Annotated in this window: 17 protein-coding genes; 16 read left to right on the plus strand and 1 reads right to left on the minus strand. The window is 29.8% G+C overall.

Features of this window, described 5'->3' with window-relative positions; all coding sequences use genetic code 11:
- Positions 1-11: 11 nt before the first annotated feature.
- The 12 genes from CLFE_RS10510 (at position 12) to uraA (ending at position 8,305) form a co-directional block, all read left to right on the plus strand.
- Positions 12-350, plus strand: coding sequence for a small basic family protein (locus CLFE_RS10510; RefSeq protein ID WP_077832726.1), 339 nt, complete (start codon positions 12-14; stop codon positions 348-350).
- Between the two features lie 12 nt (positions 351-362).
- The gene (locus CLFE_RS10515; RefSeq protein ID WP_077892672.1) at positions 363-1,097 is read left to right on the plus strand and encodes a DUF881 domain-containing protein; all 735 of its coding nucleotides are present in this window, start codon (positions 363-365) and stop codon (positions 1,095-1,097) included.
- Between the two features lie 115 nt (positions 1,098-1,212).
- On the plus strand, positions 1,213-1,878 hold the full coding sequence (locus CLFE_RS10520) for a YggS family pyridoxal phosphate-dependent enzyme (protein WP_077892671.1): 666 nt from the start codon (positions 1,213-1,215) through the stop codon (positions 1,876-1,878).
- A gap of 21 nt (positions 1,879-1,899) precedes the next feature.
- Positions 1,900-2,364, plus strand: coding sequence for a cell division protein SepF (locus CLFE_RS10525; RefSeq protein ID WP_077892670.1), 465 nt, complete (start codon positions 1,900-1,902; stop codon positions 2,362-2,364).
- Between the two features lie 28 nt (positions 2,365-2,392).
- A complete protein-coding gene (locus CLFE_RS10530; protein WP_077832730.1) occupies positions 2,393-2,665 on the plus strand; it encodes a YggT family protein in 273 nt (90 codons plus the stop codon).
- Positions 2,666-2,719: 54 nt separating this feature from the next.
- A complete protein-coding gene (locus CLFE_RS10535; protein ID WP_169850892.1) occupies positions 2,720-3,316 on the plus strand; it encodes a DivIVA domain-containing protein in 597 nt (198 codons plus the stop codon).
- Positions 3,317-3,433: 117 nt separating this feature from the next.
- On the plus strand, positions 3,434-4,126 hold the full coding sequence (locus CLFE_RS10540) for a 5'-methylthioadenosine/adenosylhomocysteine nucleosidase (RefSeq protein WP_077851648.1): 693 nt from the start codon (positions 3,434-3,436) through the stop codon (positions 4,124-4,126).
- Between the two features lie 88 nt (positions 4,127-4,214).
- Positions 4,215-4,817, plus strand: coding sequence for a TraR/DksA C4-type zinc finger protein (locus CLFE_RS10545; RefSeq protein WP_077832733.1), 603 nt, complete (start codon positions 4,215-4,217; stop codon positions 4,815-4,817).
- 78 nt (positions 4,818-4,895) lie between these two features.
- Positions 4,896-5,360 (plus strand): signal peptidase II, encoded by a 465-nt coding sequence (gene lspA, locus CLFE_RS10550; RefSeq protein WP_077892669.1) that lies wholly within the window; start codon positions 4,896-4,898, stop codon positions 5,358-5,360.
- Positions 5,347-6,264, plus strand: a complete 918-nt coding sequence (locus CLFE_RS10555; RefSeq protein ID WP_077892668.1) for an RluA family pseudouridine synthase — start codon at positions 5,347-5,349, stop codon at positions 6,262-6,264. The genes lspA and CLFE_RS10555 overlap by 14 nt, the downstream gene beginning before the upstream one ends.
- A 162-nt stretch (positions 6,265-6,426) precedes the next feature.
- Positions 6,427-6,963 carry a bifunctional pyr operon transcriptional regulator/uracil phosphoribosyltransferase PyrR gene (gene pyrR, locus CLFE_RS10560; RefSeq protein WP_077892667.1) on the plus strand — a complete coding sequence of 179 codons (537 nt, stop codon included), beginning with the start codon at positions 6,427-6,429 and terminating at the stop codon, positions 6,961-6,963.
- Between the two features lie 46 nt (positions 6,964-7,009).
- Positions 7,010-8,305, plus strand: a complete 1,296-nt coding sequence (gene uraA / locus CLFE_RS10565) for a uracil permease (RefSeq protein ID WP_077892666.1) — start codon at positions 7,010-7,012, stop codon at positions 8,303-8,305.
- A gap of 117 nt (positions 8,306-8,422) precedes the next feature.
- Here the strand turns inward: uraA and CLFE_RS10570 are convergent, their stop codons facing one another.
- Entirely contained in the window at positions 8,423-10,861 is a 2,439-nt protein-coding gene (locus CLFE_RS10570) for a glycogen/starch/alpha-glucan phosphorylase (protein WP_077892665.1), read from the minus strand.
- A gap of 271 nt (positions 10,862-11,132) precedes the next feature.
- On the opposite strand from CLFE_RS10570, the gene CLFE_RS10575 reads away from it, so the two are divergent.
- The 4 genes from CLFE_RS10575 to CLFE_RS10590 all read left to right on the plus strand — a co-directional run bounded on the left by CLFE_RS10575 (position 11,133) and on the right by CLFE_RS10590 (position 13,820).
- On the plus strand, positions 11,133-11,921 hold the full coding sequence (locus tag CLFE_RS10575) for a nitrilase-related carbon-nitrogen hydrolase (protein ID WP_077892664.1): 789 nt from the start codon (positions 11,133-11,135) through the stop codon (positions 11,919-11,921).
- A gap of 105 nt (positions 11,922-12,026) precedes the next feature.
- Positions 12,027-12,743, plus strand: coding sequence for a putative ABC transporter permease (locus tag CLFE_RS10580; protein ID WP_077851643.1), 717 nt, complete (start codon positions 12,027-12,029; stop codon positions 12,741-12,743).
- Entirely contained in the window at positions 12,685-13,212 is a 528-nt protein-coding gene (locus tag CLFE_RS10585; protein WP_077892663.1) for an HDIG domain-containing metalloprotein, read from the plus strand. Before CLFE_RS10580 ends, CLFE_RS10585 begins: the two co-directional genes overlap by 59 nt.
- A gap of 20 nt (positions 13,213-13,232) precedes the next feature.
- A complete protein-coding gene (locus tag CLFE_RS10590) occupies positions 13,233-13,820 on the plus strand; it encodes a TetR/AcrR family transcriptional regulator (RefSeq protein WP_077832742.1) in 588 nt (195 codons plus the stop codon).
- Positions 13,821-13,848 lie beyond the last annotated feature (28 nt).

The following is a 13,848-nucleotide window of genomic DNA, read 5'->3' on the forward strand; positions in this document are numbered from 1 at the left end:
GGGGTGATTTTGTGATTGCAGTTTTTGGATTATTAGTTGGTATAATAATAGGAGTTGTATGGAATGTACCAATTCCTGATAAATTTTCGCCATACATTTCGGTAGCTATTTTTGCTTGTCTAGATTCAGTATTTGGTGCAATAAGAGCTGGTCTAGGTAAACAGTTTAAGGCTGATATATTTATATCTGGATTTTTTGGAAATGCAGTTTTATCTGTGGCATTAGTGTATTTAGGTGATAAATTAGGACTTCCAATATATTTGGCAGCAGTAATTGTATTTGGTACTAGAATTTTTAACAATTTTGCAGAAATAAGAAGGAAACTCATAGAACTAGCTAAAAATCGTTAACGAGGTGTTTGTATGAAAAACAATGAAGCTTCAGTTTTTATATTTATTGCTTCAGTTTTTTTAGGTGTTCTTATATCATCAAATATGAGTTTTGCAAATAAATCAAAGAAGGTAGTTTACTTAAGTTCAAAACAGTATGAGGATGCGTATAGAAAAAAAAGTGCACTTTTAAATGAGATAAATGATATAAATAAACAATATGTTGATTTAAAAAATAACATAAAAGATTATGATAAGGCAAGTGAAGACTTTAATAGCACAAGGAATCAAATGCAAAATGAACTTATTTTAAATAAGATACAACTTGGTACAGTAGATGTAATAGGTCGTGGAGTAGACATAACACTAGATGATAGTGGAAATCAAATTTCAGCTAGTAGTGAGGATGCTAATTTTAGAGAAGTAAGAACTATATATCAGGTTATTCATGATTTTGATATGAGAGGTGTAATTAATGATCTTAAATGTGCTGGCGCAGAGGCTATTTCTATAAATGGACAGAGAATTGTAGCTAATACTGAAATATATTGTAATGCTGAGTTTTTACTTATAAATGGTGTTAAGATTAGCACACCGTTTAATATAAAGGCTATAGGTAATATAGATAAATTAAAAACTTATATGTTATCTAGTGAAAATCATATGCAGAATTTAAAAAGAAGAAGTATTTATGTAAAGCTAAAAACTTCCAAAGATATTAAAATTCCGGCATTTAAAGGTGAGCTAAGACATTCTAAAATCAAATGAAAATGACCCAATAAAATTTTTTCTTAAGAATTTTATTAAATTATATTAAAATTTTGTTAAGTATGAAGGTTTTTTTGTTTTTATGGAGAATATATTATTAAGGGAGACGATAAAATTGGGTATAACTTCTAATCTAAAGAACGTAAGAGAAAAGATTCCAAAAGAGGTTACTCTTGTGGCTGTATCAAAAACTAAACCCATTGAAGATGTCAAAGAGGCATATAATGAAGGTGTCAGAGATTTTGGAGAAAATAAGGTTCAAGAACTTGTAAAAAAGTATGATGAAATTGCAAATGATGTACGATGGCACTTAATAGGTCATCTTCAAGTTAATAAAGTTAAGTACATAGTGGGAAAGGTTTTTTTAATACATTCTCTTGATAGTATAAAACTTTTAAAGGAAATAGAAAAACGTTATACCAATGAAGGTCTAAAAGCCGATGTTCTTATAGAAATAAATATAGGAAGAGAGGAAAATAAAACCGGAATTTTAGAAGAAGATTTAAAATTCTTATTAGATGAATGTGAGAAATGTAGTAGTGTAAATGTAAAGGGATTGATGGCAGTAATACCTATAGGTGATGAAACTAGCAATAGATTTTATTTTAGAAAGATGAAAGATATTTTTGATGATTTAAAACATAAAAATATAAAAAATATTGAAATGAAGTATTTGTCTATGGGGATGACTCATGATTATGAGATTGCTATATCAGAGGGTGCTAATATTGTCAGAGTAGGAGAAGGCATATTTGGCAAAAGAAATTACAACAAAGAATAATATTAATTAGGAGGTTAAAAAATGGCAAATAAAGTTTTAAACAAAGTGATGGGAATAATAGGTCTTAATGATGAGGACTTTGATGAGTATGAAGATGAAGTAATAGAACAAGAAGCAGCTGTAAAGGAAAATAATTACGACTATGATGAAAAAGTAAATAATAAGTCTAATAACAATAAAGTAGTAAATATACATACAGCTTCTTCAGTGAAGGTCGTTATTGTTAAGCCTAAAGATTATGATGAAGCTACCCAAATATGTGATGATTTAAAAAATAGAAAAATAGTTGTGGTTAATGTTACAGAATTGGAACCTAAAACAGCTCAAAGACTCCTTGATTTTATGGGAGGAGCAAGTTATGTTTTAAACGGTGAACTTTTAGAGGTTGATAAGGGAGTTTACTTATTGTCACCTTCAAATGTTGATATATCTAGAGATTTAAAAAATGACTTGGCGAGTAAAAGTATTTTTAACTGGTCAAAATAATAGAAAATAATAGTGGAGGGTAAGTACAATGCCTATGCTCATTATGGCTATTAATAGCATATTTACAATTTTAAGATGGATTATAATATTTGATGCTATACTATCTTTTATACCAAATAATTCTTTATATGATATAAAAGAACTTTTAGGCAAGGTAACTACACCGCTTTTGATGCCGTTTAGGAGGTTACAGGAAAGAATCATGCCGGGATTAATGGTCGATTTTTCACCAATAGCTGCCTTTGCTGTACTCAGTTTAATTCAAAGGGTTATTATTAGTATTTTTATAAAATTTATTTAGACAATGAGGAAATTAAGAAACTGAGGTGATACTGTGGATGTTAGATTAACACCAATGGATATAAATACTAAAGAATTTAGGAGAGCGTTAAGAGGATTTGATACTGAAGAAGTTGATCAGTTTTTAGATCAAGTTTCAGAAAACTATGAACAGCTTTATAAAGAAAACTCTGAGCTTAGAGAAAAAACTACTATATTAAAAGAAAAATTAGCTCATTATGAAAAAATCGAAGATACAATTCAAAACACTTTGATTTTAGCTCAAAATGCTGCAGAACAAGCAAAAGAGTCAGCAAAAACAGAGAGCGATTTGATACTTAAGAATGCTAATGATACAGCTCAAAGAATAATTGACAAAGCAAATCAAGACGTTATAAAAATAAATGATGACTATGATAATGTAAAACAGCAATTTATGAGATTTAGAGCTAAATATAGAAATTTCATGAATTCTCAGCTGGATATGTTTAATTCGCTTGAAAATGACTTTGAAAACAATTATAATGTTTCAAGTACTGAAAAGTTAAGTGAAAAAGAAATTGAAGCTGTAGACGAAAAAGTATCATCAGTAGAAGTTGACAATAGACTTGAAGATGTAGATAAAAGCTTTGCTGATGACTTAGAGGAAGTTAAGAAGTTTTTTGTGAAATAGGATTTATAGAAGCATTAATAAATTAAGCTTTATATGAATTATAAGCTTAGTTTTTAGAATCTCACTTTTATGTGAGATTTTTTTACGAATATATTTAAAAAGCAGGAGGAAATGAAAATGACAATTGGAATTATTGGAGCCATGGATGAAGAGTTAGAGATCCTTTTAAAGGAAATGAAAATGGAAAGAAAAGAAAATAAGGCTCAAATGGTATTTAATTTGGGAAGCCTTAACGACAAAAATGTAGTTATAGTAAGATGCGGCATAGGAAAAGTAAATGCTGCAATTTGTACACAAATTTTAGTAGACGATTTCAAGGTAGATGCTATAATAAATGTAGGAGTAGCAGGTGGAATTGGAAAAGATGTACTTCCAGGAGATATTGTAATAGCAGATAGCCTCGTAGAACATGACATGGATGCTACAGCTTTTGGTGATAAGGTAGGACAAATTCCTAGAATGGATACTTTTGATTTTAAATGTGATACTAAATTAGTTGAAATTGCTAATAAGGTATGTAAAAGCTTTGAAAATCAAAAAGCACACATAGGAAGAATAGCAACTGGAGATCAATTTGTTGCTGATATAGAAAAAATAAAATGGCTAAGCAGCGAATTTGATGCGTATGCATGCGAAATGGAAGGCGGTAGTATAGCACATACTGCATATTTAAATAAAATTCCATTTGTGGTAATTAGGTCAATTTCTGATAATGCTAATAATGGTGCGCATATGGATTATGAGAAATTTTTACCGATAGCTATAAAAAATTCTTCTACAATATTAAACAATATGATAAGTTTGTTATAATATTTCGTTATTTTCAAATAATAATTCATAGGGAAATAAAATTTATATCCCTAAGTCTTCTATACATCATAATGGAGGAAGAATTATTATGGATAAGAAAAAGCTTGAGTACTTTAATAATAAACTTACAGTTGAAAAAGAAAACCTCATAAAAATCATTAGAGATATGAAAAAAAATCAAACTGTAGATGCTAATGTTGAAATAGCTTCAGAATTGTCTTACTATGACAATCATCCTTCTGATTTAGCAGCTGAATTTAATGATATTGAGAGAGGAAAAGCATCTAAAAAGAATGAAGAGGCCTTACTAAAAAAAATCGAAAAATCTATGGAGCAGATTAAAGAAGGTAATTATGGAATATGTTCCTCTTGTGGTAAGCCAATAGGTGAAGAAAGGCTTGAATTTGTACCATATGCAGAAAATTGTATAGAGTGTCAAAACAAGTTAAATGATTCAATGCCAAGAGATAAAAATAATAGGCCGCCAGAAGAAGATGTAATTTCATACCCATTTTATGATGGCAATACTAGGAATGCATTTGATTTAGAAGATAGTTATGAAAAAGTTCAGGAATTTGATAAAATAGAGAAATATGAAGATTTTAATGATGATGATAGTGAAGACGAAGGATATGTTGAATCTATAGAAAAGATAAGTAATTCTCAATACAAAGATCAACTTCCTGATTAAAAAGGAGAGCGGCAAGACTATATAAGTTTAAGAGGGTCTTGCCACTCTTAAATTAATTTATAGGCAGGAGGAGCATTTGTGGAAATACTTATAGTAGTAGCTGGTATTTTGTTAGATAGGTTAAGTAAAGTTTGGACGCTAACGCAGCTGAAAAAAGTTCAACAAATACCAATTATAAAAAATTTTTTTGATTTAACTTATGTTGAAAATAGGGGAGCTGCTTGGGGAACTTTTAGTGGAAAAACAACAATACTTTCATTAGTTACTTTTATTGTACTTATAGCTATTGTAGTTTATATAATAAAATATAGACCCAAGAGTAAATTAGTAAGAATTTCATTAAGTTTAATAATTTCAGGAGCTGTTGGAAATCTATACGATAGAGTTGTCTATAAATACGTTGTTGATTTTATTTCATTTCACTATAAAGATGTTTATTATTATCCAGTGTTTAATGTTGCAGATATATGTGTTGTATTAGGTACTATAATACTTGCAATTTTTATTATATTAAAGGACGATAAAAAAAATGAAAAAATATAATTTTACGGTTGAAGAAGAAAATGAAAATAAGAGGATAGATTTATACTTGGCAGAGGAATTTCAAGATATGTCTAGATCACATATTCAGGAGCTTATAAAAAAGGGAAAGGCTTTTGTAAATGGTAAGACTGTAAAAAGTAATTACAAGTTAAAGGCTGAAGAAATCGTTGAGTTTGAAATTCCTGATAATGAAGAGCTTGAAATTGAACCTGAAAATATACCCTTAGATATAGTTTATGAAGATAAAGACATAGTTGTGGTAAATAAGGTCCAGGGAATGGTAGTACATCCCGCACCCGGAAATTATACTGGAACACTTGTAAATGCACTACTACATCATTGTAAAGATTTATCAGGCATAAATGGTGTATTAAGGCCAGGAATTGTACATAGGATAGACAAGGATACTTCAGGAATACTTGTTGTAGCTAAAAATGATGTGGCACATAAAAATCTTGCATATCAGCTTAAAGAACATTCTATGAATAGAATATATAAAGCGCTTGTTGAAGGTGTTATAAAAGAAGATGCTGGAACTATTGATAAGCCGTTAAAGAGGCATCCTGTAGAAAGAATAAAAATAGGAGTATTTAAAGACGGTAGAAATGCTGTTACACACTATAAAACCATTGAAAGATATAAAAATAATACTCTAGTAGAATGTAAGCTTGAAACAGGTAGAACACATCAGATAAGAGTGCATATGGCACATATACTGCATCCTTTAGTAGGTGACCCTGTGTACGGATATAAAAAGCAAAGATTTAACCTTAATGGTCAGATGCTTCATGCGCAAAAATTAGGATTTATTCATCCCACTAAGGGAAATTACATAGAATTTGAAAGTGAGTTGCCACCTTATTTTAAAAAAATAATAAGTATTTTAAAAAATGAATTGAAATGATGTGAAATATGTGTTAACATATGTGGTAGTAAAAACCCCTTTAAAGTGATCCTGTGAGGTCTTAAGGTTTGAAAAAATATTTATTTGGAGATAAACCTGACCTTTTTGGTTAGGCTTTTTTACTATATAAATAAAAAAATATTTCAGATTGGGGATGAGTATATGAATTTGAAAGCAAGAATTTTAGATGATAAAGCTATGAAAAGAACTCTAACTAGAATAGCACATGAAATCATAGAAAAAAATAGAGGTATAGACGATATAATTTTGGTGGGAATAAAAAGAAGAGGTATTCCTATAGCTGATAGAATAGCAGACATAATCGAAGAAATAGAAGGAAAAAAGGTTAGGGTTGGGAAAGTAGATATAACACTATATAGAGATGATTTGACAACTGTAAGTTCTCAACCAATAGTAAAAGGTGAGGAAGTATATGAGGATGTTAAAGATAAAATAGTTATACTTGTTGATGATGTGTTATATACAGGAAGGACATGTAGAGCAGCAATAGAAGCTATTATGCATATAGGAAGACCTAAAATGATACAGCTTGCAGTTCTTATAGATAGAGGTCATAGAGAACTTCCTATAAGAGCAGATTTTGTTGGAAAAAATGTGCCTACATCAAAAAGTGAATTGATATCAGTTAATGTAAAAGAAATAGATGAAGATGATTCAGTAAATATTTATGAATTATAAATAAACTTTTAATATAGTCCAGAGAGGCTACAAAGGAGGAGTTTTTTTGAAGAACTTTATAGACGTAGAAGAAAAATTACCAATAGGAAAGACAATACCACTTAGTTTTCAACATTTATTTGCAATGGTAGGATCAACAATTTTAGTACCGATTTTAACACATATGAGTCCTGCTATAGGTTTATTCTGTAGTGGAATTGGAACACTTCTCTATATTTTATGTACAAAAGCTAAACTTCCAGCATACATAGGATCATCTTTCGCTTTTATAGGACCAATGGCTGTTGCAGCTCAAAACTATGGAGTAAATTCTATGCTTTCAGGAGTTATTGCAGCAGGTATGGTATACATAATAGTATCAACAATAATAAGATTTGCTGGGGTTAAGTGGCTTAATAGAATACTTTCACCAGTAGTAGTTGGTTCAGTTGTAATAGTAATAGGACTTGGTTTAGCATCAAGTGCTATTGGCTGGGCAGGGCTTGATCCTAAGCAAGCTATAGATCCAGGAGTATCAAGAACTGCATGGATAGCAGTAGCCTTATTTACACTTGCAGTAGGTGTTATAGGAAGCATGTATTTTAAAGGATTTTTAGGAGTTATTCCAATACTTGTGTCAATAATATGTGGATATGCACTTGCCCTAGTATTAGGAGTTGTACCAGAAAAAACAATTCATGCTATACTATCAGCTAGTTTAATAGAAATTCCGCCATTTATGGCACCTAAATTTAATATAAATGCAATGATAATTATGGCGCCTGTTTCATTTGTAACAATAGCAGAACATATAGGACATGTGTATGTAACCAATAATGTGGTAGGAAGAGATTTTACAAAAGATCCTGGACTTCATAGATCAATGCTTGGTGATGGATTAGCTACTATGTTTGCTGGTTTTGTAGGAGGACCTCCAAATACAACTTATGGTGAAAATATAGGAGTTATGGCGATAACTAAGATATACAGTGTTTGGGTAATAGGAGTAGCTGCTGTAATAGCAATAATATTATCCTTTATAGGACCAGTTGCTGCTATAATAGCAAATATGCCTAAACCAGTAATTGGTGGAGTTAGTATACTTCTATTTGGTATAATAGCATCCTCTGGTTATAGGATGTTCGTAGATGATAAGATAGATTTTTCACTTAAGAGAAATCTTATAATAACATCAGTAATAATAGTTCTTGGAATTGGTGGAGCATCAATCAAATTTCAATTCAAGGGTTCACCTATAGAAATATCAGGTGTTGCACTTGCAACTCTTGTTGGAATAATATTAAATCTTGTTCTTCCAGAAAAAAGCTTATCCGAAAAAGAAGATGAAGAAAAAACTGCATAAATTTAAGCTGTCATACTAAGTATTAGTGTGGCAGTTTTGTTTTACTCTGTTAGTTAAATAAAGGTAAAGGGGGCTATTTGCTCTCTTTACCTTAAAACCACAGAAAATTAAAAAGCTTTAATTTTTTTTTAACTTTATATTGACAGGGTTAACGTGCCATATTTCCTTTGCATAGTTTTTAATGGTATTGTCACTAGAAAAATCTCCAGAATGTGCAATATTAACTGCAGACATTTCAAGCCATTTACTTTGATTTTTATACAATAGATTTATTCTATTTTGAGCCTCTACATAATCATCAAAGTCTTTTAATACAAAGAACTCATCGTTATTTGCTAATAGATATTTGTATATGTCCTCGAATTCAGATTTTGGAACACCTAAGGAACCATCTATTAAGCTATCAACTATTCTTTTAATTCTAGGATCATTGTTATAATAATAAGCAGCGTTATAGTTTTTATTCTTTTCGTAATTCATAACCTCATCTTTTTTCATTCCAAATATAACTATATTTTTGTCTCCAACTTTTTCATGAATTTCAACATTGGCACCATCTAAAGTAGCTATAGTTATAGCACCATTCATCATAAATTTCATGTTTCCAGTTCCAGAAGCTTCTTTTGTGGTTGTTGAAATTTGTTCGCTTACATCAGCGCAAGGAATGATTTTTTCAGCTAAAGAAACAGAGTAATTTTCTAAAAATAGAACTTTGATTTTCCCATTTATAGTAGTATCGTTGTTTACTAGATTCGCTACTGTATTTATTAGCTTTATTGTACGTTTAGCTAAATAATATCCAGGTGCTGCTTTTGCTCCAAAGAAGAAGGTTCGTGGAACTATATCTAAATTTGGATCATCCTTTAGTTTATAGTATAGGTTAAGGATATTAAATACATTTAAAAGCTGTCTTTTGTATGCATGAAGTCTTTTTACCTGTACATCAAATATTGAATTAGGGTCTATTGATATACCGTATTTTGCTTTAACCATTTCAGCAAATCTAATTTTATTGTTTTGCTTAATCTCATGAAGTTTATTTTTGAAATTTTCATCCTCAGAGTAAACAATTATATCTATAAGCTTCTCAGGGGCTTCAATCCATTTAGTACCTATTGTATCAGTTATTAATTCACAAAGTCTAGGATTTGATTTCATAAGCCATCTTCTATGGGTTATACCATTTGTTTTATTGTTGAACTTTTCGGGGTAAAACTCGTAGAAATTATGAAGCTCTCTTGATTTTAATATTTCAGTATGCAGTTTTGCAACACCGTTTACAGAGTGGCTTCCAACGATAGCTAAATATGCCATGTTTATAGAACCATCAGCTATAATAGCCATTTTATGGACCTTTTCTAAATCATTGTACTTTTCAAAGACTTCCTTGCAAAATCTCTCATTTATTTCATCTATAATCATAAAAACTCTAGGAAGAAGCTTTTTAAATAGTTCTATAGACCATTTTTCAAGGGCTTCAGCCAGTATTGTATGATTTGTATATGCCATAACCTCCGTAGTCATTTTCCAAGCTTCATCCCAAGGTAAATTTTCTTCATCAATTAATATTCTCATAAATTCAGCTACTGCTATAGAAGGATGAGTATCATTTATGTGTACTTGTATATAGTTATGAATTTCTTCTATCGGACGTCCTGTTTTTTTATAACTTCTAATTATGCTTTTAAGACCAGCAGATACGAAAAAGTATTGTTGTTTTAATCTTAAAATTTTACCATCAATTCTAGTGTCATCAGGGTAAAGAACTTGGGAAATGGATTCAATGGAATATTTGTGTTCAACAGCCTTTGAATATTGTCCTTTACTAAAAGATTCTAAGTCAAAATCTTTATCAATGGTTTCAGCACGCCACAGTCTCATTGTATTAACGGTATTATTTTTATATCCTATTATTGGAGTATCATAAGGAACAGCGAGTACTGACTCATAATTTATATGCTCAAAGGAGAGTTTGCCATCTTTTTCAGTTTGAATAACTTCTCCTCCAAATTTTACAACAATAGCTTTATCTTCACGTCTTACTTCCCAAACATTACCGTCTCTTAACCAATTATCAGGTATTTCTACTTGATAACCATCAACTATTTTTTGTTCAAAAAGACCGTAATCATATCGTATACCACATCCGTGTCCTGGAATGCCAAGAGATGCCATTGAATCTAAAAAACAAGCAGCAAGTCTTCCAAGACCACCATTACCAAGTCCTGCATCATTTTCTACTTCTTGCAGTTCTTCTAAGTTTATGCCTAATTCACTAAGGCCTTCTTCGCATATATCGTATATATCTAAATTTAAAATGTTACTTCCAAGTAGTCTTCCGATTAAGAATTCCATTGAAAAATAATAAACTTGCTTTCGAGATTCTTTTGCGTATTGATTATTTGTGTTCATCCATTTCTGAGCAGAATATTCTTTTATTAAACTCCCAAGAGCCAAATATTGATGAAGCTTTGATGAGTTATCTATATCCTCAGCATATAGCGTCATAAGCTTTTTTTTGAAATCATTTTTAAAGGTTTTTTTATCAACAAGCATTTAAGGGTCCTCCTAGATTTAGTATTTGTTATATGATTTAATATTATTTTCGTTTAAGAGTTAAAAAGCATTACTCAATATTGCAATTTGGATAATATTAAGTGGATAGCTAAAAAATATAAATAATAGTATTATTATTATATATATTATTACCTCTTAGATTAAATTTATGAAGATATATTCTATAATATTAATCTTTATGATATTCTTATTTATAAATACTAGTAACAAATCTTCAAAATAGAATACTATTAATATTGGAGGAGTCTTTATGAGAATAGCTTTAGCTCAAATTGATGTTTTTTTTGAAAATAAAGAAAAAACAAAAAATAAATGCCTTAAATTTATAGAAGAAGCAAAAAAAAATGAAGTGGATTTAATTGTTTTTCCGGAAATGACGCTTACAGGGTTTTCTATGAATGTAGTTAAGATAGGAGAAAAAAGTTTTGATACTGTAGAATGGTTTAAAAAAATGTCTCTAGAATTTGATATTTGTTCAGGGTTTGGCTTTGTAGAAGCTTCTAATGATGGAAAGGGAAAAAATAATTTTTCTATAACCTCTTTTTCAGGAAATGAGATTTTAAGATATACTAAAATTCATCCATTTTCATATGCTGGCGAAGATAAATATTATAGCAGTGGAAATACAATCAAGTATTGTAATATAAAAGAGTTTACACTTTCAACATTTATTTGCTATGATTTGAGGTTTCCAGAAATATTTTTAGAAGCATCTAGAAAGGCAGAGTGTATAGTAGTTATTGCTAATTGGCCCCATGAGAGAATAGGTCAGTGGGAAACCCTTTTAAAAGCTAGAGCAGTAGAAACTCAAAGTTATATTGCAGCCGTAAATAGAGTTGGCACAGGTGAAAAAATATATTATTCAGGTTGCTCTATGATAGTTAGTCCATATGGAGAAACCATAATTAGTGAAAGCATTAACGAAAAGCTTCTAATAGCTGATTTAGATTTAAATGTAGTAAAAGAATGTAGAGATAAATTTAGGTATAAAAAAGATAGAAGAGAAAAGCTTTATTGTGAATTTTTTATGAAAAGATAGGTATTTTAATACAAATAAATGGCATGTTTTAAGATTATATGATAATATTGTAATCAGGTCATACGTCCGAATTATTTTAATGTATGCTTTTAGGAGGCGTTTATTATGTGGACTTATTCAGAATTTATAATATTTTTTGGAATTTATTCTTTTTTAGGATGGATGCTTGAAACTATTTACGCTAGTTTTAATGAAAGGAAAATAGTGAATAGGGGATTTTTAACAGGCTTTTTTTGCCCTATTTATGGTTTTGGTGCTATTTTAACCGTTATGATATCAAGTTTTATAAAGTTTTCTTTTGAAAATCCAATAATAAATATAGGATTAAGTGTTATATTCTCTATTTTTATAGTTACTGTACTGGAGTATATAACGGGATTTATTTTGGAGGCAATTTTCGATTGTAAATGGTGGGATTATAGCGATGATGCTGCAAATGTCCATGGATATATTTGTCTTAAATATTCTATTTTATGGGGTGTTTTGGCATTTGTTTTAGTAGAGAGTATACATCCCATTATTTCAAGTATAGTCTTTAATATATCTGCTACTACAAAAGAAAAGATTTCTATTTTTTTATTGATGTATTTTATGCTTGATACCATAAAATCTGTAATAGATGCTCTTGAATTAAGGAATGTTATTATAAATTATTCCAATATTTCTATTAACAAATATTACGAAAAGATAGTAAAATATAAAAGATTGATTCTTGCGTTTCCACGGCTGATTATTTTAAATCGTGATATAAGGAGAAATTTAAATGATAGGTTCTATAAAATTAAACTTGAAATCAAAAACAAAATACAAGGATTCTTATAGGGAGTTTAATAAATGTATTTCTGACCTTATAAGTGAAGATATTGTACTTTCTATGGATAAATTTATACAACATAGTAATGTAAGCTGTCTTGATCATTGTATTTATGTTTCATATATAAGCTATTCTATATGTAAAAAATTAAAATTAGATTATCGTGCAGCAGCAAGAGGTGCTCTTTTGCATGATTTCTTTTTATATGATTGGCATAAAACCAAATCTAAGGACGGTCTTCACGGATTTACTCATCCATATACTGCCCTTAGAAATGCAAATAATTTTTTTGATTTAAGTGAAAAAGAGCAGGATATCATAGTAAAACATATGTGGCCACTAACTTTAAAGCTTCCCAAATATAAGGAGAGTTTTGTGGTGGTTTTTGCAGATAAATACTGTGCCATTTTGGAGATTTTTAAAATTGGAAGTAAAAACAAAATATGCAGCACCGTTAGAGAATTTTCGTCAGTTTAAATTTTAAGAGGGTGAGAATAATGGATACTTTGAGAATTAAAGATTCTAATCAGTCTAAAAAAATACTTGAAGCAGCATTTAAGTGCATATCAGTTAAGGGATATGCCAATGTATCTATGAGAGATATCGCAGATGAGGCGGGAGTTGTTTTGAGTCAGTTAAGTTATTATTACAGAAATAAAGAGGGGCTATTTAGAGAGATTGCCAAAAATATTACAGAAAAGTATTTAGGTGAAATTGATATTATTTTAAAAAAAGGTAAGAGTGAAGAGGAAAAAATATTTGGACTTATAAAATATTTTCAGGAAACCTTAAAGAATAACCCCCAGCTTTTTAGAGTCCTTTATGATTTAACAAGCATGTCTATTTGGTCAAAGCCTATAAAAAAGCTTTTAAGTAATTTTTATAGTAGAGCATCTGAACTTATACAAAATAATGTTATGGATAGACTTATAAAAAGAGAAAAATTTAAGTTTTATTCTCCAAGTGAGCTTTCTAAAATACTTCTTGGAGCTTTATATGGAACTTCTGTGCAGTTTATAATGCAGGAAAATGAAGAAGAGATTTCGGATAGTACCTTTAATGAACTTATTACGATGTTTAGTTAAAAAAAGAGTTTTAGAGAAAATATAGCTT

The sequence above is a fragment of the Clostridium felsineum DSM 794 genome (genome assembly GCF_002006355.2).
GTDB lineage: Bacteria > Bacillota > Clostridia > Clostridiales > Clostridiaceae > Clostridium_S > Clostridium_S felsineum.

What these genes read in the sequence shown, in the direction of transcription:
- CLFE_RS10575 (WP_077892664.1), top strand. Translation starts at nt 11,133, where the DNA reads ATGAGAATAGCTTTAGCTCAAATTGATGTTTTTTTTGAAAATAAAGAA.
- CLFE_RS10515 (WP_077892672.1), top strand. Translation starts at nt 363, where the DNA reads ATGAAAAACAATGAAGCTTCAGTTTTTATATTTATTGCTTCAGTTTTT.
- pyrR (WP_077892667.1), top strand. Translation starts at nt 6,427, where the DNA reads ATGAATTTGAAAGCAAGAATTTTAGATGATAAAGCTATGAAAAGAACT.
- CLFE_RS10590 (WP_077832742.1), top strand. Translation starts at nt 13,233, where the DNA reads ATGGATACTTTGAGAATTAAAGATTCTAATCAGTCTAAAAAAATACTT.
- CLFE_RS10570 (WP_077892665.1), bottom strand. Translation starts at nt 10,861, where the DNA reads ATGCTTGTTGATAAAAAAACCTTTAAAAATGATTTCAAAAAAAAGCTT.
- CLFE_RS10580 (WP_077851643.1), top strand. Translation starts at nt 12,027, where the DNA reads ATGTGGACTTATTCAGAATTTATAATATTTTTTGGAATTTATTCTTTT.
- CLFE_RS10585 (WP_077892663.1), top strand. Translation starts at nt 12,685, where the DNA reads ATGATAGGTTCTATAAAATTAAACTTGAAATCAAAAACAAAATACAAG.
- CLFE_RS10545 (WP_077832733.1), top strand. Translation starts at nt 4,215, where the DNA reads ATGGATAAGAAAAAGCTTGAGTACTTTAATAATAAACTTACAGTTGAA.
- CLFE_RS10540 (WP_077851648.1), top strand. Translation starts at nt 3,434, where the DNA reads ATGACAATTGGAATTATTGGAGCCATGGATGAAGAGTTAGAGATCCTT.
- CLFE_RS10530 (WP_077832730.1), top strand. Translation starts at nt 2,393, where the DNA reads ATGCCTATGCTCATTATGGCTATTAATAGCATATTTACAATTTTAAGA.
- CLFE_RS10525 (WP_077892670.1), top strand. Translation starts at nt 1,900, where the DNA reads ATGGCAAATAAAGTTTTAAACAAAGTGATGGGAATAATAGGTCTTAAT.
- CLFE_RS10535 (WP_169850892.1), top strand. Translation starts at nt 2,720, where the DNA reads ATGGATATAAATACTAAAGAATTTAGGAGAGCGTTAAGAGGATTTGAT.
- CLFE_RS10555 (WP_077892668.1), top strand. Translation starts at nt 5,347, where the DNA reads ATGAAAAAATATAATTTTACGGTTGAAGAAGAAAATGAAAATAAGAGG.